Here is a 26,328-nt window from a genome sequence, read left to right as displayed (position 1 = left end):
GGTGGAGGCGCTTGCGCCGCAACCCATCTGCAGGTGGGAAACGATGGGTTGCGCTGCGCTCCACCCATCCTACTCGCTGGTATCACAGCAGCAGGATAGTCATCCCCCCCGCCAGCCCGACCGCCAGCATCGGCGGCAGCACATACTTCGCCAGTACGGCACCGCCGATCACCGCAGCCAGGATGCCCTTGAACAGGGTGTTGACGATTGCAGCCAGCGTCATGGCGCCTACCGCCGCCTGTGAATTGGCCTCTATGCCGGGCATGCGGGCAATGGTCAGGGTGATGGCGTCCACATCGGCCACTCCGCTGATACCGGCGGCGATGTACAACCCGCGCTGACCCAGCCAGGCATGCAGGGCCTCGGTGGCCAGCATGACCAGTGCCAGCAGCAGGGCGAACTTCAATGCCGGAAGGAGTTGGAAGGGATTGCTCAGCGGGGCCTCGATCGGATTGTCCCGCTTCCTCGCCGCCAGCCGCCACAGCCAGAACACGCCGACCAGGGCCACGGCCAGCATGGCCAGCAGCGGCGCCAGCATGGGAACGGCCAGGGATGGATTGAGAATGACGATCTCCAGCAGCATCCGTGGAAACATGGTCGCCGAAGCAATCAGGATGCCTGCCGCCAGCATGGACGGCGGCAGGCCCTTTCCCTGCAGACGGGAGAAATGCAGCGTTGTTGCAGTGGAGGAGGTTACCCCGCCCAGAAATCCTGTCAGCAATGTCCCCTTGCCGGCGCCGAATATGCGCATGGCGATATAGCCGAAAAAGGAAATGCCGGCGATAAGTACCACCAGCCACCACAGTTCATAGGGGTTGAGCGCGGACCAGGGTCCGTATCCTCGGTTGGGCAGAACCGGCAGCAGGACCACTGAGATCAGCAGCAGCTTGAGGGTGGCCAGCAGTTCGGGTTCCTCGATCCTGCGGATCCAGGCATGCAGCAGGGGTTTGAGGCTGAGCAGAAAGGCCGTTATCACGGCTGCGCTGGCCGCGGCCGCCTGCTGCCCGCGCATGGCCAGGGCGCCGATGACGAAGGTGAGCAGGGCGGCGACCAGGGTGGTAATCCCGTAGTCTCTGTCGGCCCTGACCTGGCGGCTGTGGCTGATGATGAGCAAGCCGGTGAAGGCCACGAAGGCAAAGCCGAGCAGCACTTCACCCAGTTCATTCGCCAGCAACGTCCACAGCGCCCCCAGCAATCCGATCAGACCGAAGGTGCGAATGCCGGCCAGGCGCGTGCCTTCCTCGGCGGTGCGCCGCTCCCAGCCGCGCTCGGCGCCGATCAGCAGGCCCAGGGCAAGTGCCAGCAGGAGGTTCAACAGGGTATGGATTTCCGCCATCGTTCAGCACCCGCGTCCATCGATGGGGTATTGTCGCATCAGCCGCCGCAGGATTCACTTCCCTGAACCCCGCAGGGCAGGATAAAACTTTACCTCGTCACGGCGCTGTGGCATAAAGCACGCCCATGAAAGCATCCAAATCGAGCAAGAAACACAAGAAGGGCAGGGGCGCCAGGACGAACAAGCCTGCGCTTGCCAGCCAGGCCGATCGTCACATCCTCTATCAGGACTCGGTGCAGGACACCGAGTTCGAGTTCGAATTCATCAACGGTACCTTCGAGCGTCTGCGTGGACGTCAGCCCCATCTGCTGCGCGAGGATTTCTGCGGCACGGCACAGATGTGCTGCGAGTGGGTCAGGCGCGACCCGCACAACCGGGCGGTCGGGGTGGACCTCGATACCGAAGTGCTGGACTGGGCGCGCGAGCATAACCTGTCGCAGCTCGAAGCCGAGCAGCGGGAACGGGTGCAGCTGGTTGAGGCCGACGTGCTGGAAATCCGAACCGAGCAGGCACCGGACCTGATCATCGCCATGAACTTCAGCTACCAGGGCTTCAAGACCCGGGAGGCACTGCGCGGTTATTTCGAGCGGGTGCGCGAGGCCCTGACAGATGACGGCGTGCTGATCATGGACGCCTTCGGCGGCTATGAGGCCTTCCAGGAACTGGAGGAAGAGACCGAGCACGACGACTTCACCTACATCTGGGATCAGGACTTCTATGATCCCATCACCGGGGCGATGACCTGTCACATTCATTTCAGCTTCCCTGACGGTTCCCGCATGGACAAGGCCTTCACCTATCACTGGCGTCTGTGGACCCTGCCCGAGTTGCAGGAACTGCTGAAGGAGGCCGGCTTCAAACGCGTGACCGTGTACTGGGAAGGCACGGATGAAGAGACCAACGAGGGCGACGGCAACTTCCAGCCCGCCACCCAGGGCGAGGCCGACCCCGGCTGGATCGCCTTCCTGTCAGCGGAAAAATAACCCTCCGTTCAGCTACCTGTGGTGTCGTCCGGCCGTCGCCAGGGCACATACAAAGCATTTATACAGACAGAAAAAATTTGATGGCACAAAAGCGGGGGATTTCCCCGTGCTTCCGCCTGCAGCCGCACCTATCCATGTTATGATTGGCGGAATTGATAAAACCCCCGCAGGGAATTCATAAGCCTCTGATTTCAAATTGATTGCCCGTGCATGCGGGAGCAGCAAGCACCAGGAGAGAAGACAATGATCAAGCCGATAGGATCCGACACCCTCAAGCCGCTGTTCGTCTACGATTCGGACAAGCATGACGCCCTGATGCATGAGGCCGAAAGCCTGCCTTCCATCGTGATCAGTTCAGCGGCTGCCGGCAACGCGGTCATGATGGGCGGCGGTTACTTCACCCCGCTGACGGGTTACATGAACGTCGCTGACGCGGTCAGCTGCGCGGAATCCATGAAGACCACCTCGGGCCAGTTCTTCCCGGTGCCTATCCTCAACCTGGTCGAGGACATCTCTGCCATCAAGGATGCCAAGCGCATCGCCCTGCGCGATCCCAACGTCGAGGGCCAGCCCGTGATCGCCGTGCAGGACATCGAAGCGATCGAGGAAGTCAGCGACGAGCAGATGAAGCTGATGACCGAGAAGGTCTACCGCACCAGCGATACGGAACACCCCGGTGTGGCCGCCTTCAATTCCCAGGGCCGCTATGCCATTTCCGGTCCCATCCAGGTGCTCAATTTCAGCTATTTCCAGACCGATTTCCCCGATACCTTCCGTACCGCGGTCGAGATCCGCAACGAGATCCAGGAACGCGGCTGGAAGAAGGTCGTCGCCTTCCAGACCCGCAACCCCATGCACCGCGCACACGAGGAACTGTGTCGCATGGCCATGGACCGCCTGGGCTGCGACGGTCTGGTCATCCACATGCTGCTGGGCAAGCTCAAGCCCGGTGACATCCCGGCACCGGTGCGCGACGCCGCCATCCGCAAGATGGTGGAACTGTACTTCCCGCCCAACAGCGCCATGATCACCGGCTACGGCTTCGACATGCTCTACGCCGGCCCGCGCGAGGCGGTACTGCACGCCTATTTCCGCCAGAACATGGGCGCGACCCACTTCATCATCGGCCGCGACCACGCCGGCGTGGGCGACTACTATGGTCCCTTCGACGCCCAGACCATCTTCGACGAAGAGGTGCCTGCAGGCGCGCTGGAGATCGAGATATTCAAGGCCGATCACACTGCCTATTCGAAGAAGCTCAACAAGGTGGTGATGATGTGCGAGGCGCCGGACCATTCCAAGGAGGACTTCGTCCTGCTGTCCGGCACCAAGGTGCGCGAGATGCTGGGCAAGGGCGAGGCGCCGCCGAAGGAGTTCTCCCGCCCCGAGGTGGCCAAGATCCTGATGGACTACTATCAGAGCCTGAATGCCTGAGGGCTGTCCGGTCTGAAAGACGAAAGCCGCCTCCGGGCGGCTTTTTTATTTATGTGCATCACAAGTGACGTGACGGAAACAAAGCTGCGAAATATTGCCTGTAACACTAAGAGTAGCGTCATCCCCGCGTAGGCGGGGATCCAGACGCCACAGCGGGTTATGGATTCCCGCCTACGCGGGAATGACGCTGTTTAACCATGATCTTTGCCTTGCGTACTCTGCGCCTTTGCGCCTCTGCGTTGAGGTGTTGCTGGTTTCCGCCGGATCAGCATGAAACTCAAGTCATCCGCCTTGCTGGGCTGGCGGCGCCTCTCGGTGAGCATGCGTTCGCGCACGTCGGCGGCCAGCCGGCGCGCGGCGCGGTTCAGCGGGCCCTTGCGGATGCGCTCGATGATCTCCTCCTTGTACAGGTTGTCATAGAGCCCGTCGCTGCCGATGACGATGGTATCGTGACGGGCCATGTCGACAAAGGAGCCGATTTCCACCCGCAGATCCTCATGGCCGAGGATATTGGTCACCAGGTGACGATCCTCGTGATGCAGTGCCGCATCCTCTTCCAGCAACCCGGCCTCGACGGCGTAGCCGGTGGGGGAGTGGGGGACGGTCTGGTACTTGATGCGGCCGCGCAGCCCGACATGCATGATCATGGTATCACCGGCATGATAGGGACGGATGCGGCCGTCGGCATATTCGATCACGGTCAGGGTGGTGCTGGCGCCGACACCGAGCTCCATGATGCGGGTATTGGCCAGCTCGTAGGCATTGAGCACGCAGGCGCGGACGTCCTGTTCCGGTGATTTCTCGCGCAGCACCTGCTCGAGAGCGGCGACCGCGAGCCGGGAGGCGTCACCGCCCTGGCGGGTGCCGCCGGCGCCGTCGGCAATAGCGAGGATACACTCTCTGCCATCCAGCGGGATGATTGCCAGACAGTCTTCGTTCGGCGTCTCCTTCTCCGGTGATACCGCGCTGTAGGCGATGACTTCCAGCGAGTTCGCAGTGATGTGAAAGAAACGTTCCTCGTTCTGCTGTTCAATCAACAGCGGCTGATCCAGCTCAATCCTTTTTTTCATGTTATTGGTTGTCGTTACCAGGACAGATTTTCAAGATATTCTCTCAATTGTCCCGCAGTTTTGAATTTTTTCAATATCAAAGTGCGTTTCAGGCCGTTGATGACCGATTTTACCGGCTGCGGCTGGCGTGCGTAGTGACGCTGACCGCCGAGGACATCATAGAGAATACGGACAAGATCGAATACGTCCTGGCGGATGTTCTGTGCCGTCGGCGGTCCCCAGTGGTACATGTCCACCAGCTTGACTTCGAATGCGAGTCCCGCGCGCTGCACGATGATGTTATCGGTATGCAGGTCGCCGTGATACTCGCCCATGTGATGAATGCTCTCGATGCCCTGGGCCAGGGTATAGAGAAGATGCAGGCCCTGAAAATAATCCAGCCGCTGGCCTGGCTGTTCCTCGATGAAGTTGGACAACAGCTCGCCCTCGACATAATCCGAGACGATGAACTTCACCGGCTGACGCTGAAGGGTGACGCTGTCCTGGGTATGGTACTGGATCAGGATCGGGCAGTTGCGCAGCTTGTGCAGTTTCTTGGCATAGAAGAGCAGGCTGCGGTTGTTCGGGTTGCGCTGCGGGTAGAAGAACTTGGCCGCGCGTTCGATGCCGGTGTCCTTCTCCACCACCAGATACACCTCGCCTTCCCAGCCGGAGCCGAGCGAACTGACCACTTCATATTTCCCGGCAAGTACGCGGCCGGGTTTGAAATTGAAGCTTCGGATCGGTTTCACCTTGCGCACGGCCATGGCGACAGGTCACTCGTTGGATGAAGGCTCGGGTTCGTCATTGAACGTCGCCGTGCCGGGATGAGACTCTTCCATCTGGTAAGTGGCCTGGAAGGCTTCGACCTGGGCGGCGACGTCCTCGACCGTCTCGAAGCGGGCAATGTGAAACAGCGCTTCGCCCTCATAGGCCATGGGCAGATGGGTCCGGCCGATCACGATCCCGGCGTAGGTGGACTTGATTTCGCGTTCCTGGCTGCCGAAGGGGTCCGAGACGATGCCGAGCACGTCGCCCTTGCGCACCCGCGCACCCAGGCCGATCAGCGGGCGCAGGATGCCGCTGCCGGGGGCGCGCACCCAGGCGCTGGACTCGGCGATCACCGGTTCGGCCCGGGGACGCTTCTTTTTCCGACTCGACGGCGGCAGCATGCCCAGGTAATGCATGACATTGATCACACCGCGCACACCGGCGCGAATGGATACCTCGTCGAAGCGCAGTGCCTCGCCGGCCTCGTAGAGCAGGGTGGGGATCTCGGCCTCGGTGGCGGCCTGACGCAGCGAACCGTCGCGGATGTCGGCGTTGAGCACCACCGGCGTGCCGAAGGCCTTGGCCATGGCCTCGGTATCAGGCAGGTGCATGTTGGCGCGGATGTGCGGCAGGTTGAAGCGGTGGCGCGCACCCGTGTGCAGGTCGATGCCGTGGGTGGAATTGCCGACGATCTCCTCCATGAAGGTGTGTGCCAGGCGTGCCGCCAGCGAGCCCTTTTCGGAGCCGGGGAAGACCCGGTTGAGATCGCGTTGATCGGGCAGTTCGCGCGAGTGCTGCAGAAAACCCTGCACATTGACGATGGGCACGGCGATCAGGGTGCCGCGCAGGCGCTTCAGCGCCGCCGAGCGCAGTACCCGGCGGATGATCTCCACACCGTTGAGTTCGTCGCCGTGGATGGCGGCACTGACGAACAGGTGCGGCCCGGCCTTGTTGCCGCGCACGATCTGCACCGGCATGGTGATGGGCGTGTGCGTGTAGAGCCGGGTGATGGGCAGCTCCAGCGTGGTGCGGGTGCCGGGCGCAATGCTCCGGCCGTTGATGTGGAGTGGATCGGCTTGCATGCCAGGCCCTGTCCTCAGCCCTTGCCCTTGGTGCCCGTCTTGCCGAACTTGGCGTTCTTCTCGATGAACTGGATGATCATCCCGGCGATGTCCTTGCCGGTGGCGCTTTCGATGCCCTCCAGGCCGGGCGAGGAGTTGACCTCCATGACCACCGGGCCGTGATTGGAACGCAGGATGTCCACACCGGCCACGTTCAGCCCCATGATCCTGGCCGCGCGCACCGCGGTGGAACGCTCCTCGGGGGTGATCTTGATCAGGGTGGCGGAGCCGCCCCGATGCAGGTTGGAGCGGAATTCGCCCTCCTTGGCCTGACGTTTCATGGCCGCGACCACCTTGTCGCCGATGACGAAGCAGCGGATGTCGGAGCCTCTGGCTTCGCCGATGTATTCCTGCACCATGATGTTGGTGCGCAGCCCCATGAAGGCCTCGATCACGCTCTCCGCGGCCTGACGGGTCTCGGCCAGCACCACGCCGATGCCCTGGGTGCCTTCCAGCAGTTTGATTACCAGCGGGGCGCCGCCGACCATCTTGATCAGGTCTTCGACGTCATCCGGCGAATGGGCGAAGCCGGTGATCGGCAGACCGATGCCGCGGCGCGAGAGCAGCTGCAGCGAGCGCAGCTTGTCACGGGCGCGGGTGATGGCGACGGACTCGTTGACCGGGAAGGTGCCCATCATCTCGAACTGACGCAGCACGGCGGTGCCGTAGAAGGTAATGGAGGCGCCGATGCGCGGAATGACGGCGTCGAAGCCGCTCAGGTTCTCGCCCTTGTAATGCACCTCCGGCTTGTGCGAGGCGATGTTCATATAGCAGCGCAGGGTGTCGATCACCCGCACTTCGTGGCCGCGCTCCTTGGCGGCCTCGACCAGGCGCCGGGTGGAGTAGAGCGAGGCGCGGCGGGAGAGTATAGCGATGTTCATCCGGAATCCTGTGCGTGTCGGTGTTTGCCGGCGGAGGGTTTTTCACCCGCCAGGTAGGAAGACTGTGGATCCACCACAAGCCGTCCGGCCATGGCGGTTCGTCCCAGCAGCATGCGAAAACGCATGTTATCACGGTTGGTCAGGGTCACCTCAATCGGCCAGGTCGTCGCGCCCAGCCGCAACTCGGTGCGAATGACATAGCGTTTTTCCCGGTGCCCGCCGGAGTCACTCACCCAGCGTTCGTCGATGACCTCGGCTACGGTGAAATGCTCGATGTCGCTGCGGTTCTGATGCGGGTGCAGGCCGATGCGGACCTTGCGCACACCGTCCTCGTCAAAGGGCTCGATCAGGAAGGTATGCAGGGCCGAGGTGCGCGCGCCGGTGTCGATCTTGGCCTTGAGATAGGGAACGCCCAACTCGGGCAGGGCCACCCACTCGCGCCAGCCGACCGTGGTCTTGGTGCCTGTCATGCGGCCATTATGCCTGATACGGCAGACAAAAAAATCGGGCCGGCAGTCCTGCCGGCCCGTAAATGAATCCCCTCTCCCCGGAGGGGGAGCCCCCATAGGGCATAAAAGGGCCGGGTGAGGGGCGTTCGCCTCGATTCAGTCCTGGCGAATCCCCTCCACCGACAGGAACAGCTCCACCTCGCGCGAGGCCGGACCCAGGTCGTAGTCGATGTTGAAATCGGCCAGTTTCAGGGTGGTGGTGCCGGTGAAGCCGCGGCGGTAGCCGCCCCAGGGATCCGGGCCGTGCCCCATGTGCTCGACCTCGATGCTGATGGGCCGGGTGACGCCGTGCAGGGTCAGTTCGCCCTCCAGCGTGGCGGTATCGTCGCCATGCTCGGTGAAGCCGGTGCTGACGAAGCGGGCCTCGGGGTATTTCCCGACCTCCAGGAAGTCCTCGCCGCGCAGGTGCTTGTCGCGCTCGGCATGGTTGGAGTCGATGCTGGCGGTCTGGATCACCACCTCGACACTGGAGGCCTCGGGCTTGTCCTCGTCATAGCTGAAGCGGCCCTCGAACTCGTTGAAGCGGCCGAGCAGCATGCTGTAACCCAGGTGCGGGATGCGGAACTGGATGAAGGCATGCGAATCCTTGGTGTCGATGACATAGTCCGCCGCCGCGGCCAGGCCGGGCAGGCTGAGAACACTGGCGAGGAGGGCGGCTGTCAGGGTCCGGGTTTTCATGGTGTATCTCCTTGTGTTGGTGAGAAGGGTTTGATCATCGTCATTCCGGCCTGCGCCGGGATGGTGAATTGCAGGTTTTCAACCTTTCAGGTCATGTCATTCCGGCTCCGCAGCATGCGCCGCAGGGTCCGGTCGCGGTCGATGTAATGGTGCTTGAGCGCAGCCAGGGCATGCACAGAGGCCAGGCCGATCAGGATGAAGGCCAGAATCTCGTGGATCTCGCCGGCGATGTCCTCCTGCTGCTCGTAACCGCTGAATGTGGCCGGAACGCTGAACCAGCCGAACACCTCCACCGGCCGGCCCTCGGCGGTGGAGATCAGGTAGCCGCTGACCATCACCAGCAGGGGCAGGGCATAGAGCAGCACATGTGTCCAGTGCGCCAGCTGCCGCTCCCAGGGCTTGTGATTCGACAGCGGGACAGGCCGCGGGTTGCACCAGCGCCAGGCCAGGCGCAGCACAATTGCCAGGAACAGCAGTATCCCGACGGATTTGTGAATGGCCGGCGCCTCGCGGTACCAGGGATCGTAATAGGTCAGATCCGTCATCCACAATCCCAGCGCGAACAGTCCGATGATGACGAGCGCCACCAGCCAGTGCAGCAGGATGCTGATCCAGCCATAGCCTGTTGAGGTGTTACGGAGCATGTCGCTTCTCCCGGTTCATCTGACAGAGAGTATAACTATTGTGAAAATATGAATTAATTACCTGTTTATGAAAATATTGTTCTTATTATTGCAACAAAGAGTGCTTGCGAGCGCCACTGTCACAAGGACAGAATCATCGTATGCACCATGCACAACAGGAGTCTGTATGAGGTTGTTCATCACCGGCAACAGCAGCGGCCTCGGCCGTGGTTTCAGCGCAGCGGCCCTGGCCCGGGGCTGGGAGGTCTACGGCTGCAGCCGCCGCGGCTGTGACCTGGAGGGGGTGCATGACGTCCGCTGCGATCTGGGCGATTTCGCGACGGTGCCGGCGGCCCTGGAACAGCTGCTGGCCGGCGTTGAGCGCCTGGACCTGGTCATCCTCAATGCCGGCATCCTGGGCCGGATCAAACCCATGCACGACACCTCGCTGGAGGAACTGGGCCGCAGCATGGACATCAATGTCTGGTCCAACAAGATCATCCTGGACTGGCTGCTGGATTTCGGTATTGCAGTCGACCAGATCGTGGGCATTTCCTCGGGGGCGGCCGTGCTGGGCAACAAGGGCTGGAACGGCTACGCCATCTCCAAGGCCGCACTCAACATGCTGCTGCGGCTGTATTCCCATGAGTTTCCGGATACCCATCTCGCGGCCATCGCCCCCGGCCTGATCGACACCGCCATGATGGACTATCTCTGTGTCGAGCCCGATCCCGGGGAATATCCGGCCCTGGGTCGGATCCGCGCCGCCCGCGGCACCGATACCATGCCCGGCCCGCGCGCGGCGGCGGAACGGGTGCTGGAGGTCGTGGGCAGACTGAAGACATTCGACAGCGGCAGCTTCGTCGATATCCGCCAGCTCATCGCTCCCGAGGAATACGCCGCCCTGATGCAGGCCCGCCAGAAGCGCTAGCCTCCCTTGATGGGGGAGGATCAAGGAGGGGGGACATAAGGAGGAAACCATGACCCACCGCACCATCAACAACGTCACCATCGAGTGCACCCTTGGCGACATCGCCAGCCAGGCCGACATGGACGCCGTCGTCAATGCCGCCAACGCCCAGCTGCGCCCCGGCGGCGGCGTGGCCGGCGCCATCCACCGCGCCGCCGGCCCGGGCCTGGACGAGGAGTGCCGGTCGCTGGCGCCCATCAAACCCGGTCAGGCCGTGATCACCAGTGCGCACAACCTCCCGAACAAGTATGTGATCCACTGCCTGGGACCGGTCTACGGTGTGGATGAGCCCGCCGATGAACTGCTTGCCGGCTGCTATCGCCGGGCACTGCAGCTGGCGGAGCAGAACGGGATCGAATCGATTGCCTTTCCGGCCATCTCCACCGGTGTGTTCGGCTACCCGCTGGAAGCGGCGACCAGGATCGCGCTGGGCGTCATGACCGCTGCAGCACAGAAACTGACACAGCTGAAGCAGATTCGATGTGTGCTGTTTCAGCCCTCGGATCTGGCGGTATACAATCAGGTGCTGGATGAGTTGAAGGGAACCAGGTGAAAAACATGCAAAACGACAGATATCAATCCCATCTCAGGATGGCCTGGGTGATATATGCACTGATTACGCTCGTCATTGTCGTGCTGCTGGTGCTGTTCGTCGCGCAGGATACTGAAGAGCGGTTCTTCTTCGCGATAATGCCCGCCGCCGCAGCGTATGTGTTCCGTCCGACCGAACGCTACCTGAGCAAGCTCATTTTCAAGTTCACCGGGGTTTCCAGGCCCACGGAAAACGAATGAACAATCCTTTTGTTAATACACAGGGGCGCCTGTCTGCCGCCCGGCCCTCGTGAAAATATAGAATGGCGATACACACTGTATGAATATACAGTTATTCAGGGGGCATGAAATCCCTGGGCAGCGGGGCGCGGGTTGGGTATGATGGACACATATAAGAATCAAATGGTTATGACACGGTATGTGTGGACGCTTCGCCAGGATCACGCCCCCTGAGCGCTTTGCCGCCCTTGCCCGGGCCCGTTGCCAGGTCGGCTCGCTCCCGCCTCGCTACAATATCCTGCCGGGCCAGTCCGTCCTGGCCTGTCACCTGGATCCGACTGGTGAGCGTGAGCTGACCTCCCTGCACTGGCCCTACATCCCGCCCTTCGAGAAAGAACCCAGGACAAAATACTCCACCATCAACGCCAAGGCGGAGACCCTGGCGACGAGCCGGCTGTGGCAGTTTCCATTCCGCCACTTCCGCTGCCTGATTGCGGCGGACGGCTTCTATGAACCCAGAGACACCGGGGAGAAGCGCAAGCCGCAGTATTACTTCCACCGCAAAGACGGTGAGCCCTTCTTCATGGCGGGCCTGTGGGGACGCTGGGAGCCACATGACGAAGCAGGGGAGGGAGTCGACTCCTGTGCGATAGTCACGGTCGAGGCCAATGCCGTTGTCGGCGAGGTGCATGCGCGGATGCCGGCGATATTGTCGCCGTCGACATGGGGGCAGTGGTTGGACCCGTCAACAGGGGTCGAGGAATTGAAGACTGTATTAGCAACGGCGCAGGCGGGGGATTGGGAAGGCTATCCGGTTGGTTATTACACCCGTGAGGATTCTCCAAAAGTGATTAAACAGACAGAATAAAGTGTGCTAACGGGCACACAGCGGACGTTAAAAGTTCCACGTCATTGCGAGGAGCGCAGCGACGTGGCAATCTCCCAAAGATACAGCCGAACCATCATCGTCAAGGATGACGAAATGGAAAAGCAACCTGCTGTTTATATCCTATGCAACCGGCCGAATGGCACGCTGTATATTGGCGTCACCAGCAATCTTCCAAAGCGCATCTGGGAACATAAAAGCAAAGCAGTCAGAGGATTTACTGCAAAATACAATGTAACGCGACTGATCTGGTTTGAGCTTTTTGAAACAATGGACCTGGCCATTGAAAGAGAGAAGCAGCTGAAGGGCAGGCCGAGAAAAGCGAAAGTTGCGTTGATAGAGGATGGAAACCCGGTATGGCGGGATCTTTTCGAGGAAATTTGTGGCTGAAGGAGATTGCCACGTCGCTTCGCTCCTCGCAATGACGGGTAATCAGAGACCGCTTCTGGTCGGCATCGGAAGTTTGCGCAACGAGAGTGGCTCAAAACACGGAGCAATATTGCCTGATCTTGCGTTTCCATTAGGCCGCGTTGCCGATTTAGGTTGCAACAGTTGCCAGATTTAGCTTGTAGGTTTGCCAAGGTTAGGTTGTAACAACACAAACAGCTGGATTGAGTGAGCCGTGCTTGTTATTTAACATAATATACATTATGCGAAGTTATGAACAGGCCGAAACGAGCATCAGTAGTCGATAGCCGGGGGGTCATTCCACTTCGACAACCGGGCCGTGCTCCCTTTCCAGCAGGCTGCCGATGGGACGGAGATCGTTGAGACCGAATGAACGGGCCAGCGCAGTAAATTCCGGTTCCGCCTGCGGCGCAACGGCCACCAGCAGACCGCCGGAGGTCTGGGGATCACACAGGATCCTGCGTCTGTTCTCGGACAGGACGCCGACCTTGTGGCCGTAGCTGTCGAAGTTGCGTTGTGCGCCACCCGGCGAACAGCCCAGTTCCAGGTAGTGCTCGACTTCGGGCAGTTTGGGCACGGCGGCGTAATCGATGCGGGCCGAGACACCGCTGCCCTCGCACATCTCCAGCAGGTGTCCCAGCAGGCCGAAGCCGGTGACATCGGTCATGGCCCTGACGCCGTCGAGCCGGCCGAGTTCGGCGCCGATATCATTGAGCTGGCACATGGTGTCGGGTGCCAGGCGGATGTGTTCCGGCTGTAGCTTCTTTTGCTTCTGCGCCGTGGTCAGGATGCCGATGCCCAGAGGCTTGGTCAGATAGAGCCGGCAGCCGGGCTCCGCCGTATCGTTGCGGGTGAGAAACCCGTTTTCGACACTGCCAGTGACCGCCAGCCCGAAGATGGGCTCGGGCGCATCGATGGAATGCCCGCCTGCGAGAGTGATGCCGGCCAGTTCACAGGCCCTGCGACCACCGTCGATCACGGCGCGGGCGACCTCCGGCCCGAGTTTGGCGATCGGCCAGCCGAAGATGGCGATGGCCATCAGGGGGCGGCCGCCCATGGCGTAGATGTCGCTGATGGCATTGGTGGCCGCGATCTGGCCGAATTCGAAGGGGTCGTCCACGATAGGCATGAAGAAGTCCGTGGTGGAAATCACGGAGCTGCCGTTGCCGAGGTCGTACACAGCGGCATCATCCCTGGAGTCATTGCCCACCAGCAACCGCGGATCGACAGGGACAGTGGCATCGCTGGCGAGGATTTCCTCCAGCAGTTTGGGGGCGATCTTGCAGCCGCAGCCGGCGCCGTGGCTGTATTCGGTCAGACGGATGGTGGGTCGGGTCTTTTCTGCGGGGTTATCCATGAACATGATCAGCTCCTTGACCAGGGTGTCATTCAGTCCGAAACCGCATCAGCAACAGCCGCCGCACGTGGGCACTGGCGGAGTCCTGATAGATGTATCGGCAGGCGGGGAATTGGCGGAAGAGAGCAGGAGTCGAACCTACCAGGGACCGCTTGACAGCCCCTCCCGGTTTTGAAGACCGGGCGCCCCACCGGGGAACGATCTCTTCCAGGGATCTGATGCGTGTCACCGCACGCTCCATTGCAGCGCAGCCGTGCTGTCGCGCAGCACATGGTCATCGCGCTCGCGCCGAGTGTAACCGATGCGGTCGAAGAACTCGAGAATCCGGATGGCCACCTTACGGCCTCCCCCGCCCTCGGGGAAGAGAATGTCGCGGAAGGGGGCGGCGCGAGCGGCGCCCTGCTCTGTGTTGAGTCGCGCGACGATGGCGGCCAGTTCCGCCACGGCGCCGGCGGTGAAATAGTGATCGTGGCCGACGGGATAGAGTTCACCGGCACGGGCGAGGCGCTTGAACAGCTGCCGCACGGCGGGTTCGGGGATACCCGTCGCCTTGTGGATGTCGCGCACGCGCGGGGGATTGTAAGGGGCGGCTTGCAGCAGCGGCTTCAATTCGCTGAACAGTGCACGGTCGTCGTCGCTCACGCTGACGTGATGCTCAGGGAGGTGCAGCCAGGCCCGCGTCTGCGCAATCGCTCCGCAGGTCAGCAGTTCGTCCACCAGGACGTCGAAAACAGGGCGCTGCAGATTGACGGCCGTCATGCGGCGCAGCCGTCCGGCCTCGACACCGATCATGTCCGGTGAGCGTTCGTGTTCCCGGGCCAGGGTCTCCAGCAGCCGCTGCCGGAGCCCGTCCCAGGCTGCCTGCGAAAGGCCGATCGCGGATTCGCCCGCCTCGACCACGCGCAGGCCCGCCCGCTGCCACAGCGTTCTGGCCTGCGCCTCATCGAGATTCCAGTTCAGAGTGAACCGGTGCAGATCGACGCCGGTAGCGGACTGGTCTGCCATCAGTTCCAGACCGGCGGCCGGGTCGTCATTGCGCAGGCTGTCCAGCAGGCGCAGCCGTTCGGGGCTGCGCTTGTGGCGTGCAGGGGGATGAATGTCGAGCACCCTGCCCCCCGCGACGGTGCGCCGGGCGCCCGCATCGCGCAGGATGATGCGGTCGCCGCGCAGACACAGGGTTTCCCGCTCCAGCAGAATCTCTGCCAGCGCGGTGTGCCCCGGCTCGGCGCGTTTGCCGTCGAGCAATGCCACCCGACCGATGATATCGTCGGTGCCCAGATGCACATGCACGGTTTGCATGTGTCTGAGCGCCGCCTGGCCGGCAGGCACGCGCAGTTCGGCCTGAAAGCGGGACAGTGAAACGGCGAGCGCGGGATCGACCAGCCACATCCCGCGGCGGATGTCGCGGCGGTCGAAGTTGCCCTTGAGCGCCAGCGCGCAGCGGTCCCCCGCCTGCCCGCGTTCGGCCGGCCGATCCTGCACGTGCAGGCCGCGTACCCGGGCCGTGACTCCCGCCGGCGCCAGGCTGAGCCTGTCGCCCACGGCAACGGCGCCGGCATGGGCGGTACCGGTCACGATCGTGCCGACGCCGGAGAGCGCGAAACAGCGGTCGATGGCGAGACGGAAACGCCCTGCGGCCGGCGGTCGGCTGATTGCAGCGGTTGTGGCCTCGAGGTGGCTGCGCAGCGCCGCCACGCCCTCCCCCGTCCGCCCGGATACGGGAAAAACCGGACTCGCCGCCAGCACCGTGCCGGTCAGCAGATCGGCCACTTCCTGTCGTACCTGCTCAAGGCGCTCTGCTGTGACGGTATCCGTCTTGGTCAGGGCGACGGCTCCCTGCCCGATATCCAGCAGTTCCAGCAGTTCCAGGTGTTCGCGGGTCTGCGGCATCGGTCCGTCGTCGGCGGCGATCACCAGCAGGGCGAAGTCGATCGCGGTCGTGCCGGCAAGCATGTTGCGGATCAGCTTTTCGTGCCCGGGTACGTCAACGAAACCGAGTACCGAGCCATCGGTCAGCGGTGTGTAGGCGTAGCCGAGATCCAGGGTGATGCCGCGGGCCTTTTCCTGCAGCAGTCGGTCGGCATCCACGCCGGTGAGTGCCTTGAGCAGCGTGGTCTTGCCGTGATCGATATGGCCGGCGGTGCCTATGAGCATGACAAACGGGCGAGATTGGCCCGGAATCCGTCTTCTTCCTGACGCTGCAGGCAGCGCAGATCCAGCAGCAGCGCCCCATCTTCGATGCGGCCGATCACCGGGCGCGGCAATTCGCGCAGACCGGTCTCGATGCGATGCAGCACGCCGCTTTTCCTTCCCTGCGGCCTGACGGCGAGACCGGCCGAGGGCAATCGGTCCACGGGCAGCGAGCCGGAGCCGATCTGGGACTGCAGCGGCACGATTTCCACCGTTACCGGCAGTGCATTCAGGGCGCGTTGCACATCCGGCAGCAGGCGCTGTGTCGCGGCACGGATCTCGGCTTCGGGGCGGGTCAGCTGCTGCAGCGCGGTCAGGCGTTCCGCCAGGCGGTCGGGATCACGGTACAGCCGCAGCACGGCCTCGAGCGCGGCCAGGGTGAGTTTGCCGACACGTAGTGCCCGCTTGAGCGGGTTGCGTTTGATCCGCTTGATCAGATCCCGGCGGCCGACCAGCAATCCGGCCTGCGGACCGCCGAGCAGCTTATCCCCGGAAAAGGTCACCAGATCGGCGCCGGCGGCAATGCTTTCGCCCGGCGTGGGCTCGTGCGGCAGTCCCCAGCGCTCGAGCCCGGTCAGGGTGCCGGAGCCGAGGTCGACGATAAAGGGCAGTTCATGCGCATGCGCCAGTTCGGCCAACTCACGTTCGGGAACGGCATGGGTGAAGCCCTGGATCGCGTAGTTGCTGGTGTGAATCTTCATCAGCATGGCCGTGCGTCTGGTGATCGCGGCGCGGAAGTCCGTCAGATGGGTGCGGTTGGTCGTGCCGACCTCGACCAGGTCTGCGCCGGCGCGCTGCATGATGTCGGGTATCCGGAAGGCGCCACCGATCTCGATCAGTTCTCCGCGCGAGACGATGACCTTTTTCTTCTTCTTCCGCACCAGGGCATTGAGCAGCAGGAACACGGCGGCGGCATTGTTGTTGACCACGGTCGCGGCCTCGGCGCCGGTAAGTTCGCACAACAATTCAGCGACCACGTCATCGCGGTCGCCGCGGCCGCCGTCCTCGATGTCGTACTCCAGCGCACAGGGGCTGCGGGCGGCCGTGACCAGGGCGGTGACGGCCTCTTCCGGCAGCAGGGCTCGACCGAGATTGGTATGCAGTACCGTGCCGGTGAGGTTGTAGACCGGACGCAGGCGCGGCATGGCCAACGTCTGGGCGGTGTCGGCGACCCTGGAGACCAGGCTCGTTACATCGGGAACAGGCTCGCCGGTGCGGGCGGCGGCGCGGGCAGCGGACAGGGTGTCACGCACGATCCGGGTAACGACGGTCTGCCCGTGGCTATCCACGAGCGCAGCGATTTGCGTGTCAGAGAGGATGCGGCTGACGGACGGCAGTTTGGAGAGTTGATGCATGTTTCATCCAACTGGACAGAAACCTCACCCGCAGAATAGCACAACTCATGCTGCAGTCACCCAAAGAAAAACACCGCCACTGGGGACGGGGTCTCGAGGTGCCGGTTGCCTGCAGCAGCGCCGGACTTATTCCATGGAGGGGTTCCAGACCTCCCACACCTTGCCGACCAGATCCGGCCCGGGCTTGAGAGTGGGTTTGCCCGGTTCCCAGCCTGCGGGGCAGGCCTCCTTGCCCTGGGTGGCGCGCACGTGCTGATAGGCCTGGATCTGGCGTATCGTTTCGGCGAGCTTGCGCCCGACCGGCGGGGTGAGCACCTCCATGGCCTGGATGACCCCGTCGGGATCGATGATGAAACGACCGCGGAGTTCGACTCCCTGGCTCTCGTCCCAGCATCCATAGGCCCGGCCGACATTGCCGGCTTGATCGGCGACCATGTGGAATGGCACACCGCCATCGGCCATCTTGCTCAGTTCCTCATCATTCCAGATCTTGTGGACGAAGTGGCTGTCCACGCTGACCGAGATGACTTCAACCCCCAGATCCTGGAGCTTCTGATAATTCGCGGCGACCGCCGACACTTCAGTAGCTCAGACGAAGGTGAAATCACCGGGGTAGAAACAGAGCATCACCCACTTGCCGGCAAACTCCGACAGCGTCACATTGGTGAAGCTGCCCTTGTGATAGGCGGGTGCGGTGAAATCGGGGGCTTTCTGTCCGACACGTACACTCATCCTGGGTACCTCTTCTCTGATGGTGGATTCGGGCGACGCTGACGATTCCGGCGGCGATTCGCCGGCAACCGAGCTCGTCACCCGGGCGCAGCTTACAGATTCCTCTTCAGCCATTGGCATTTCCTCTCGCTTGGCGCCAGGGACACTGTGATCATTGTTCATGCCCCCGCTTGTGTCAAGCGACACCGGCTGGGATCGGCCAACCCTTTGGTGACAGCCAATTGCCAGTCCGGCCGGCGCCATGGCAAGCTGGAGCCGAATCGGCCCTGATCAGGAAGAATTGCATGCAAATTACCGAACTGGAGGCCGAGTTTGAACTCGCGCCCGATCTGATCTATCTCAATCATGCCGCGGTCTCGCCCTGGCCGCGGCGAACGGCGGCGGCCGTGCAGGCCTTTGCGGATGAGAACCTGCATGAGGGTTCGCGCCACTACCTGCATTGGCAGCAGACCGAGCAGCGGCTGCGCGAACGGCTGCAGCGGCTGATCGGGGCACGTGGGAGCGATGAGATCGCGTTGCTGAAAAATACCTCCGAGGGCCTGTCCTTCATCGCTGCCGGGCTGGACTGGCAGGCCGGCGACAATGTGGTCATCAGCAACCAGGAGTTCCCCTCCAACCGGGTGGTCTGGGAGTCGCTCCGGCCGCGCGGCGTCGTGGTCCGCTATGCCGATGTCTCGGGCGAAGACCCGGAACAGGCGGTGATCGATCAGGTCGACGACCGCACCCGCCTGGTGGCCATCAGCGCGGTGCAGTACGGCACCGGGCTGCGGCTGGACCTGCGGCGGATCGGCCGCCACTGCGAGGAGGCCGAGGTGCTGTTCTGCGTCGATGCCATTCAGCAGATCGGCGCCCTGCCCTTCGATGTGCGCGCGGCGCGGGCGGATTTCGTGGTCGCCGACGGGCACAAGTGGATGCTGGCGCCGGAGGGGCTGGCGCTGTTCTACTGCCGTCGCGAACTGCTGCAGACATTGCAGCCGCTGGAGTACGGCTGGCACATGCTGGCCGAGCCCGGCAACTTCGACAATCCCGACTGGCAGGTGGCCTCCGATGCCCGCCGGTTCGAATGCGGCAGTCCGAACATGCTGGGTATCTATGCGCTGGAGGCCAGCCTGTCGCTGCTGGAGGAAATCGGCATGGATCGGGTCGGCGCGGCGGTGCTGCAGCGCTCGCAGCAAATCGTCTCGGCGCTGCAGGCGCAGCCCGATCGCTATGCCCTGATCACCCGCACCCAGCCGGACCGCCTGGCCGGCATTGTCACCTTCCGGCCGTTGCAGGAGCCGGTGGACGATCTGTTCCAGCGCCTGCGCACGGCAGGGGTGCAGTGCGCTCAGCGCGCCGGCGGCATCCGGGTGTCGCCGCATGCCTACATGCCGTTGAGTGTAATCAAGCGCTTTCTCGACTTGCTGTAACGGCTCTCAACGCACTCATTCTTTCCGTCATTCCCGCCTGCGCGGCAGTGAAGAGGAATAATGTAAGTGTCATTGTTGCTTGATTGACTTGCGGCCGGCATAACAACATAATATGTATCGGATTTCAGGGTATTCAGTTCTACTCCAGCCAGGCCGCTATATTTAAGGTAAGGCAACCTTCGGTTGTTCAAGGGGTCAAATCCTACAGGCACAAGGCACGGCCGGGAGCAGCGCAATGGCGCGAGGACTGAAGGCCTGGATCGCCGCCCGTATCACCCGCTGGCTGACGCAAGAGTCGTCCGCCGAGCAGACCCCGCTGTGTGACTACGAACGCCTCAGCTACGAGATCCGTCCTGCCGATGTGCTGCTGGTGGAGGGCCGCGCCCGGGTCAGCCATGTCATCAAGAACCTCACCCAGAGTCCCTGGACCCATTCCGCGCTCTACATCGGCCGGCTGGCCGATATCGACGATCCCAGTGTGCGCGAGCACGTCTCCTATCTCTACGACGGCGATCCCAACGACCCGCTGGTGATCGAGGCCCTGCTGGGCGAAGGCACCGTTGTCCATCCGCTGCACAAGTATCGCCGCGATCATCTGCGCATCTGCCGGCCCACGGGGTTGTCCCGGAGTGATGCCCAGAGGGTGATCCGCTTTGCGGTCAGCCACCTGGGCTGCGAGTACGACATCCGCCAGCTGCTGGACCTGGCGCGCTTCCTGTTCCCCTACGGCGTGCTGCCGCGACAGTGGCGCTCGTCGCTGTTCGAGCACAACGCCGGCATCCCCACCCGTACGGTCTGCTCCTCCATGCTGGCGGCGGCCTTCAATGACGTGCATTTTCCCGTGCTGCCCGTGATGCAGCGGCGCGAGGACGGTGAGTTGCGGCTGTACAAGCGCAATGCGCGCCTGTATACGCCGCGGGATTTCGACTACTCGCCCTATTTCGAGATCATCAAGTATCCCTGTCCGGGTCTCAAGGACCGGGCCCTGTATCGCGACCTGCCCTGGGAGGAGGAGTACATCTGCCGGGACCGGCGCGATCGCATGGTCCGTCTGCTTGATCTGAACGTGGCCAGACAGTATCCGCAGGGCATCCCGCCGCCGCCGAACTCCGTGAACGAGGGCGAAGCGGTTTCCGTGGAGGTCGATCGCGGCTGACTGCCAGACTTCTATGCTCTGGTGACGGGAGGTTTTCAATGCAGGGCACAATGCTGTGGATCCTGGCAGCGGCACTGATTGGGCTGGCGCTGCTCACAGGACTACCCGACTGGCGCCGCCGCCTGTTGATGCGGCCCTTGTTCCGAACCTTCAAACGGGTGCTGCCGCCCCTGTCGCAGACCGAGCGCGAGGCGCTGGAGGCCGGCACCGTGGGCTGGGACGGTGAACTGTTCAGTGGCCGCCCCGACTGGAACGCCCTGCACCGCTATCCCGTCTCTGAACTCAGCGAACACGAGCAGGCATTTCTCGACGGCCCGGTCGAGGATCTGTGCCGGCAGCTGGACGACTGGCGCATCACCCACGAGGACGCGGATCTCGCCCCCGAGGTCTGGGACTTCATCAAGCAGCAGGGCTTCTTCGGCATGATCATCCCCCGCCAGTACGGCGGCCTGGAATTCAGCGCCCAGGCCCATTCCCGGGTGGTGATGAAGATCGCCAGCCGCAGCCTGACCGCGGCGGTCACAGTGATGGTGCCCAACTCGCTGGGCCCGGCCAAGCTGCTGCTGCACTACGGTACTGCTGAACAGAAGGACCATTACCTGCCGCGCCTGGCCCGCGGCGAGGAGGTGCCCTGCTTCGCCCTGACCGGTCCCGAGGCCGGTTCGGATGCCGCCTCCCTTCCGGATACCGGGGTGGTGTGCTTCGGTGAGCTCGATGGCGAACGGGTGCTCGGCATCCGGCTGAACTGGGACAAGCGCTACATCACCCTGGGGCCGGTGGCGACCCTGCTGGGCCTGGCCTTTCATCTCTACGATCCCGATGGCCATCTGGGCAGTGAGCCGGATCTCGGCATCACCCTGGCCCTGATTCCCACCGACGCGCCCGGGGTGGAGATCGGCCGGCGCCACTATCCGCTCAATTCGGCGTTCCAGAACGGTCCCAACCGTGGCCATGATGTCTTCATTCCGATCGACCAGGTCATCGGCGGCCGCGACGGCCTGGGCCAGGGCTGGCGCATGCTGATGGAATGCCTGGCCGACGGCCGTTCCATCTCGCTGCCGGCGCTGGCCACCGGTGCGGGCAAGCTCTGTTCGCGCGCCACCGGCGCCTATGCCGCGGTGCGCAGGCAGTTCCGTCAGCCCATCGGCCGCTTCGAGGGCGTGGCCGAGGCGCTGGCGCGCATCGGCGGCAATACCTATCTGATGGAGGCGGCGCGCGACTTCACCTGCAGCACACTGGACAATGGCGAGCAGCCCGCGGTGGTCTCCGCCATCGTCAAGTATCACCTGACCGAACGCATGCGCGAGACGGTCAACCATGCCATGGACATCCATGGCGGCAGCGGCATCTGCCTCGGACCGCGCAATCTCCTCGGCCGGGTGTATCAGGCCGTGCCCATCAGCATCACGGTCGAGGGCGCCAACATCCTCACCCGCAGCATGATCATCTTCGGTCAGGGCGCGTTGCGCAGCCATCCCTATGTGCTGCGCGAACTTGAGGCGGTGCAGGATCCGGACGCCGAGGCCGGTCTGCTCGCCTTCGACCGCGCCCTGACCGCGCATCTGCGCTGGGGCCTGGGCAATGCCGTGCGCTGTCTCTGGTACGGTCTGACCGGCGCCCGATTGCAGCGGCTGGGTTTCCGCCCGCGGGGTGAGCCCGTGGTCGCCTATCGCCAACTCACCCGCCTGAGCACGGCCTTCGCCCTCAGTGCCGATCTGGCCATGTTCACCCTCGGCGGCAGCCTCAAGCGCCGCGAACGCCTCTCGGCCCGGCTGGGCGACGTGCTGAGCAACCTTTATCTCGGCAGTGCTGCGCTCAAGCAGTTCCACGACCAGGGCTGTCCGGAGGCCGACCGGCCGCTGGTGGAATGGGCCTGGCGCGAATGCGCCCATCGCGCCCAGGAGGCGTTGCTGGCATTGTGCGACAACCTTCCCAACCGCTGGTTGGGCCGATTGCTGAGGCTGTGGCTGTTCCCGCTGGGCCGCAGTTACGCTCCGCCTTCCGATGCCCTGTGTGATCAGGTGGTGGAGTTGCTGCTGCGTCCCGGCGAAGCACGCGATCGGCTGACCGCCGGGCTGTTTCTGCCCGAGTCTCCTGACGCGACCCTGAACCGGTTGGAAACTGCCCTGACCCTGAGTGTGCAGGCCGAGCCGGTGCTGCGGCGCATCCGCGCGGCGATGCAGGCGGGCCGGGTGGACAGCGGCGATCCGGAGCAGCGGCTGGAGGCCGCGCTCGCTGCGGGTGTGATCACTGCAGCGGACGCGGACAGGGTGCGCGCGGCCGTCGCCGCGCGGCACGAGGTCATTGCGGTCGATGCCTTCGACCCGGCAGACTTGGGCCACAACCCTGACCGTATCCGGACACCAATACCCACAACCCAGGCGGAGGCAGGATGACACCGGTCTATATTGTCGACGGACTGCGCACCCCCTTTCTCAAGGCCCGCAACGCACCCGGCCCCTTCGCGGCCGCCGATCTGGCCGTGCATTCGGGGCGCTCCCTGCTGCTGCGGCAGCCGTTTGCCCCGGATAGGCTCGATGAAGTCATCGCCGGCTGCGTCATGCCCGGCCCGGACGAGGCCAACATCGCCCGCGTGGTTGCGCTCCGGCTTGGCTGCGGCGAACGGGTGCCGGCCTTCACCGTGCAGCGCAACTGCGCCTCGGGCCTGCAGGCGCTGGACACCGGCCTGCGCAACATCGCCCTGGGCCGCTCCGAACTGGTGCTGGCCGGCGGCATCGAGGCCATGAGCCACGCGCCGGTGCTCTGGAGCCACGCCATGGTGGCCTGGCTGGGCGGCTGGATGCGGGCGCGTTCCCTGGGCGCGCGCGCAAAACAGCTGACACGGCTGCGCCCCGGTCACCTGAAACCGGTGATCGGTCTGCTGCGCGGACTGACCGATCCGGTGGTGGGCCTTTCCATGGGCCAGACCGCGGAGGTGCTGGCGCACCGCTTCGGTATCAGCCGCGAGGCGATGGACGAGTACGCCCTGCACAGTCATCAACGCCTGGGCGCGGCTTATGATGCCGGGCATATGGACGAGGTCGAGCCGCTGTATGCGCCCGACGGTCGCTACTGGTGTGAGGACGACGGCCTGCGCCGCGACACCACACTGGAACAACTCGCAGCATTGCGGCCGGTGTTCGACCGCCCCTTCGGCAGTGTCACCGCCGGCAACAGCGCCCAGGTCACCGATGGCGCGGCCTGGCTGATCCTGGCCTCGGAAGCCGCGGTGGAGCGCCACGGCCTCACTCCGCGCGCCCGCATCGTCGACAGCCACTGGGCCGGCCTGGACCCGGGGCAGATGGGCCTGGGCCCGGTGCATGCCATGGCCCCGCTGCTGCAGCGCCATGAACTGACAACGCAGGATATCGACTACTGGGAGATCAACGAGGCCTTCGCCGCCCAGGTGCTGGCCTGTCTGGCGGCCTGGCAGGATGCGGGCTACTGCCGGGAGGAACTCGGCCTCGACAACGCCTTCGACCCCATCCCGCGCGAGCGGCTCAACATCGACGGCGGCGGTGTCAGTCTCGGCCATCCGGTCGGCGCCAGCGGGACGCGCATCGTGCTGCACCTGCTGCAGGTGCTGGAACGTGAGCAGGTCCGGCGTGGCGTGGCCTCGCTGTGCATCGGCGGCGGCCAGGGCGGCGCCCTGCTGCTGGAACGTCCGGAGGTGCAGGCATGAGCTGGCAGGACTGGAGGCTCGATACCGATGCCGCCGGCATTGCCTGGCTGACGCTGGATCGGCACGACGCCGGCACCAATGTACTCACTGAACAGGTGCTGGAGGAATTCAATCAGGCCCTGGAACAGCTGGAACAGTCGCCGCCCGCCGGTCTGGTCATCCGCTCGGCCAAACCCAACGGCTTCATCGCCGGCGCCGATGTGCGCGCCTTCACCGATCTGGAATCCCGCGACCAGGCGCTGGAACTGATCCGCCGTGGCCAGGCCGCCTGCGACCGGCTGGAGGCCCTGCCCTGCCCCACGCTGGCATTGATCCGGGGCTTCTGCCTGGGCGGCGGGCTGGAGCTGGCGCTGGCGTGCCGTTACCGCATTGCGGTGGATGTGCCCAATACCCGGCTCGGTCTGCCCGAGGTACGTCTCGGCATCCATCCCGGCTTCGGCGGCAGTGTGCGTTCCATCGCCGCCATCGGCGCACCGGCCGCACTGGACCTGATGCTGACCGGGCGCAGTGTCTCGGCCCGTCAGGCGCGGCGGCTGGGGCTGGTGCAGCATGCCGTGCCCGAGCGCCATGCGCAGACCGCGGCGCGCACCCTGCTGCAGGAGGCCCGTGCCCTGCCCCGCCTGGCCTGGTGGAAGCGCGCCGCCAACCACCGATTGGCGCGCCCGCTGCTGGCGGCCTTCATGCGGCGCAAGGTGGCGGCGAAGGCCCGGCCCGAGCATTACCCGGCCCCCTATGCCCTGCTCGACCTGTGGGTGAAGCACGGCGACGACCGCCGTGCCATGCTGGACGCCGAGGCCGAGTCGGTCGCCGACCTGATCCGGGGCGACACGGCGCAGAACCTGGTGCGGGTCTTCTTCCTGCAGGACCGGCTCAAGGGACTGGCCAAGGGGAATAAATCGGATCCCACCCACGTGCATGTCATCGGCGCCGGGGTGATGGGCGGCGACATCGCCGCCTGGTGCGCCCTGCAGGGCTGGCGCGTGACCCTGCAGGACCAGTCCCCCGCGCGCATCGCCCCGGCCATCGGCCGCGCCGGGAAACTGTTCCGCAAGCGCCTGAAGATACAGCGCGAGATCACCGCCGCCCTGGACCGGTTGATCCCTGACCATCGGGGGCAGCATGTCGAGCATGCCGATGTGGTGATCGAGGCCATCTTCGAGGACCGCGAGGCCAAGCAGCAGCTCTATCAGGCGATCGAGCCGCGGATGAAGTCGGATGCGCTGCTCGCCACCAATACCTCCAGCATCCCGTTGGAGGAACTGGCGTCAGTGATGGCGCGGCCGCAGCGGCTGGTTGGTCTGCACTTCTTCAACCCGGTGGCGCGCATGCAGCTGGTCGAGGTGGTGCGCGGCGAGAAGACCGCGCCGGAGGTGGTCGACCGCGCCCTGGCCTTCACCCGCGCCATCGACCGCCTGCCGCTGCCGGTGGCAAGCAAACCGGGCTTCCTGGTCAACCGCATCCTCATGCCCTATCTGCTGGAGGCGGTGGAACTGGTGGAGGAAGGCGTGCCGCCGGCGCGCATCGATGCCGCCGCCGAGGCCTTCGGCATGCCCATGGGGCCCATCACCCTGGCCGACACGGTGGGCCTGGATATCTGCCTGCACGTGGCGCGCATTCTGGGCGAGGCCTTCGGCCTGGCCATGCCGGCGCGGCTGGAGCAACTGGTCGCGGACGGCCATCTGGGGAAGAAGTCGGGCCGCGGCTTCTACCGTTATCACAAGGACAAACAGATCAAGACCCGGGACAGCGGCAGTGCTGCACCAACGGATATCGAATCGCGTCTGGTGCTGCGGCTGCTCAACGAGGCCGCCGCCTGTCTGCGCGAGGGTGTGGTCGAGGACGGCGATCTGCTCGATGCCGGCATGATCTTCGGCACCGGCTTCGCCCCCTTCCGCGGCGGCCCCATGCACTATGCCGACGATCGGAGCGCCGGGGCCATTCTGGTAGAGTTGCACGATCTGGAGGCCCGCCACGGCGGGCGCTTCGCCCCCGATCCCTGGTGGGAGCAGCGACAGGAGACGGATTGA

General features: G+C 64.0%; 24 protein-coding genes and 1 tRNA gene. 12 read left to right on the top strand and 13 right to left on the bottom strand.

Annotated elements, in window-relative coordinates; translation table 11 throughout:
• Positions 1–82: 82 nt before the first annotated feature.
• Positions 83–1,336 (bottom strand): MgtC/SapB family protein, encoded by a 1,254-nt coding sequence (locus CFK21_RS09160; protein WP_096366377.1) that lies wholly within the window; start codon positions 1,334–1,336, stop codon positions 83–85.
• A 125-nt stretch (positions 1,337–1,461) separates the two neighbouring features.
• On the opposite strand from CFK21_RS09160, the gene CFK21_RS09155 reads away from it, so the two are divergent.
• Together CFK21_RS09155 and sat are read left to right on the top strand one after the other, a co-directional pair.
• Positions 1,462–2,319, top strand: coding sequence for a class I SAM-dependent methyltransferase (locus tag CFK21_RS09155; RefSeq protein ID WP_157745562.1), 858 nt, complete (start codon positions 1,462–1,464; stop codon positions 2,317–2,319).
• A 243-nt stretch (positions 2,320–2,562) separates the two neighbouring features.
• Positions 2,563–3,753, top strand: a complete 1,191-nt coding sequence (sat, locus tag CFK21_RS09150; RefSeq protein ID WP_096366376.1) for a sulfate adenylyltransferase — start codon at positions 2,563–2,565, stop codon at positions 3,751–3,753.
• Between the two features lie 191 nt (positions 3,754–3,944).
• On the opposite strand, the gene CFK21_RS09145 is transcribed toward sat, so the two are convergent.
• From CFK21_RS09145 to CFK21_RS09115, 7 genes are all read right to left on the bottom strand, one after another.
• A complete protein-coding gene (locus CFK21_RS09145) occupies positions 3,945–4,823 on the bottom strand; it encodes a PP2C family protein-serine/threonine phosphatase (RefSeq protein WP_096366375.1) in 879 nt (292 codons plus the stop codon).
• A 14-nt stretch (positions 4,824–4,837) separates the two neighbouring features.
• A complete protein-coding gene (locus CFK21_RS09140) occupies positions 4,838–5,569 on the bottom strand; it encodes a protein kinase domain-containing protein (RefSeq protein WP_096366374.1) in 732 nt (243 codons plus the stop codon).
• A gap of 9 nt (positions 5,570–5,578) precedes the next feature.
• Positions 5,579–6,655 (bottom strand): succinylglutamate desuccinylase/aspartoacylase family protein, encoded by a 1,077-nt coding sequence (locus tag CFK21_RS09135; protein WP_096366373.1) that lies wholly within the window; start codon positions 6,653–6,655, stop codon positions 5,579–5,581.
• Between the two features lie 14 nt (positions 6,656–6,669).
• Positions 6,670–7,575, bottom strand: coding sequence for a 30S ribosomal protein S6--L-glutamate ligase (rimK, locus tag CFK21_RS09130; protein WP_096366372.1), 906 nt, complete (start codon positions 7,573–7,575; stop codon positions 6,670–6,672).
• On the bottom strand, positions 7,572–8,045 hold the full coding sequence (locus CFK21_RS09125; protein WP_096366371.1) for an ATP-dependent zinc protease family protein: 474 nt from the start codon (positions 8,043–8,045) through the stop codon (positions 7,572–7,574). Before CFK21_RS09125 ends, rimK begins: the two co-directional genes overlap by 4 nt.
• 135 nt (positions 8,046–8,180) lie before the next feature.
• Complete coding sequence (locus CFK21_RS09120) at positions 8,181–8,762, bottom strand: YceI family protein (protein ID WP_096366370.1); 582 nt, start codon at positions 8,760–8,762, stop codon at positions 8,181–8,183.
• An 86-nt stretch (positions 8,763–8,848) separates the two neighbouring features.
• Positions 8,849–9,406 carry a cytochrome b gene (locus CFK21_RS09115; protein WP_096366369.1) on the bottom strand — a complete coding sequence of 186 codons (558 nt, stop codon included), beginning with the start codon at positions 9,404–9,406 and terminating at the stop codon, positions 8,849–8,851.
• Positions 9,407–9,572: 166 nt separating this feature from the next.
• Between CFK21_RS09115 and CFK21_RS09110 the strand changes: the two genes are divergently transcribed.
• The 5 genes from CFK21_RS09110 (at position 9,573) to CFK21_RS09090 (ending at position 12,402) form a co-directional block, all read left to right on the top strand.
• Positions 9,573–10,316, top strand: coding sequence for an SDR family NAD(P)-dependent oxidoreductase (locus CFK21_RS09110; RefSeq protein WP_096366368.1), 744 nt, complete (start codon positions 9,573–9,575; stop codon positions 10,314–10,316).
• Between the two features lie 49 nt (positions 10,317–10,365).
• Positions 10,366–10,908, top strand: a complete 543-nt coding sequence (locus CFK21_RS09105) for a macro domain-containing protein (RefSeq protein ID WP_096366367.1) — start codon at positions 10,366–10,368, stop codon at positions 10,906–10,908.
• A gap of 5 nt (positions 10,909–10,913) precedes the next feature.
• Complete coding sequence (locus CFK21_RS09100; protein ID WP_157745559.1) at positions 10,914–11,147, top strand: hypothetical protein; 234 nt, start codon at positions 10,914–10,916, stop codon at positions 11,145–11,147.
• A gap of 178 nt (positions 11,148–11,325) precedes the next feature.
• A complete protein-coding gene (locus CFK21_RS09095) occupies positions 11,326–11,994 on the top strand; it encodes an SOS response-associated peptidase (RefSeq protein ID WP_096366365.1) in 669 nt (222 codons plus the stop codon).
• Between the two features lie 114 nt (positions 11,995–12,108).
• Positions 12,109–12,402 (top strand): GIY-YIG nuclease family protein, encoded by a 294-nt coding sequence (locus tag CFK21_RS09090; RefSeq protein WP_096367560.1) that lies wholly within the window; start codon positions 12,109–12,111, stop codon positions 12,400–12,402.
• Between the two features lie 313 nt (positions 12,403–12,715).
• Here CFK21_RS09090 and selD read toward each other — a convergent pair whose 3' ends face one another.
• The 5 genes from selD to prxU all read right to left on the bottom strand — a co-directional run bounded on the left by selD (position 12,716) and on the right by prxU (position 18,168).
• Positions 12,716–13,777, bottom strand: a complete 1,062-nt coding sequence (gene selD / locus CFK21_RS09085; RefSeq protein ID WP_096367559.1) for a selenide, water dikinase SelD — start codon at positions 13,775–13,777, stop codon at positions 12,716–12,718.
• A 113-nt stretch (positions 13,778–13,890) separates the two neighbouring features.
• A tRNA-Sec gene (locus CFK21_RS15225) sits at positions 13,891–13,986 on the bottom strand.
• A 16-nt stretch (positions 13,987–14,002) separates the two neighbouring features.
• Complete coding sequence (selB, locus tag CFK21_RS09080; protein WP_096366364.1) at positions 14,003–15,931, bottom strand: selenocysteine-specific translation elongation factor; 1,929 nt, start codon at positions 15,929–15,931, stop codon at positions 14,003–14,005.
• Positions 15,922–17,322: an L-seryl-tRNA(Sec) selenium transferase gene (selA, locus tag CFK21_RS09075; RefSeq protein ID WP_096366363.1), complete on the bottom strand. Its 1,401-nt coding sequence runs from the start codon at positions 17,320–17,322 to the stop codon at positions 15,922–15,924. The genes selB and selA overlap by 10 nt, the downstream gene beginning before the upstream one ends.
• A 126-nt stretch (positions 17,323–17,448) precedes the next feature.
• Positions 17,449–18,168 carry a thioredoxin-dependent peroxiredoxin gene (prxU, locus tag CFK21_RS09070; RefSeq protein WP_255405008.1) on the bottom strand — a complete coding sequence of 240 codons (720 nt, stop codon included), beginning with the start codon at positions 18,166–18,168 and terminating at the stop codon, positions 17,449–17,451.
• A gap of 170 nt (positions 18,169–18,338) precedes the next feature.
• On the opposite strand from prxU, the gene CFK21_RS09060 reads away from it, so the two are divergent.
• The 5 genes from CFK21_RS09060 to CFK21_RS09040 all read left to right on the top strand — a co-directional run bounded on the left by CFK21_RS09060 (position 18,339) and on the right by CFK21_RS09040 (position 26,328).
• A complete protein-coding gene (locus CFK21_RS09060) occupies positions 18,339–19,463 on the top strand; it encodes an aminotransferase class V-fold PLP-dependent enzyme (protein WP_096366360.1) in 1,125 nt (374 codons plus the stop codon).
• 235 nt (positions 19,464–19,698) lie between these two features.
• Positions 19,699–20,619: a YiiX/YebB-like N1pC/P60 family cysteine hydrolase gene (locus CFK21_RS09055; protein ID WP_096366359.1), complete on the top strand. Its 921-nt coding sequence runs from the start codon at positions 19,699–19,701 to the stop codon at positions 20,617–20,619.
• A gap of 38 nt (positions 20,620–20,657) precedes the next feature.
• A complete protein-coding gene (locus CFK21_RS09050) occupies positions 20,658–23,015 on the top strand; it encodes an acyl-CoA dehydrogenase (protein ID WP_172844282.1) in 2,358 nt (785 codons plus the stop codon).
• Positions 23,012–24,301, top strand: coding sequence for an acetyl-CoA C-acetyltransferase (locus CFK21_RS09045; RefSeq protein ID WP_096366357.1), 1,290 nt, complete (start codon positions 23,012–23,014; stop codon positions 24,299–24,301). The genes CFK21_RS09050 and CFK21_RS09045 overlap by 4 nt, the downstream gene beginning before the upstream one ends.
• The gene (locus CFK21_RS09040; RefSeq protein WP_096366356.1) at positions 24,298–26,328 is read left to right on the top strand and encodes a 3-hydroxyacyl-CoA dehydrogenase NAD-binding domain-containing protein; all 2,031 of its coding nucleotides are present in this window, start codon (positions 24,298–24,300) and stop codon (positions 26,326–26,328) included. The genes CFK21_RS09045 and CFK21_RS09040 overlap by 4 nt, the downstream gene beginning before the upstream one ends.

The organism is Thiohalobacter thiocyanaticus (genome assembly GCF_002356355.1).
GTDB classification, from domain to species: Bacteria; Pseudomonadota; Gammaproteobacteria; order Thiohalobacterales; family Thiohalobacteraceae; genus Thiohalobacter; species Thiohalobacter thiocyanaticus_A.
Note: the sequence above shows the minus strand (reverse complement) of the source record. Positions and strands in the feature narration are given on the sequence as shown.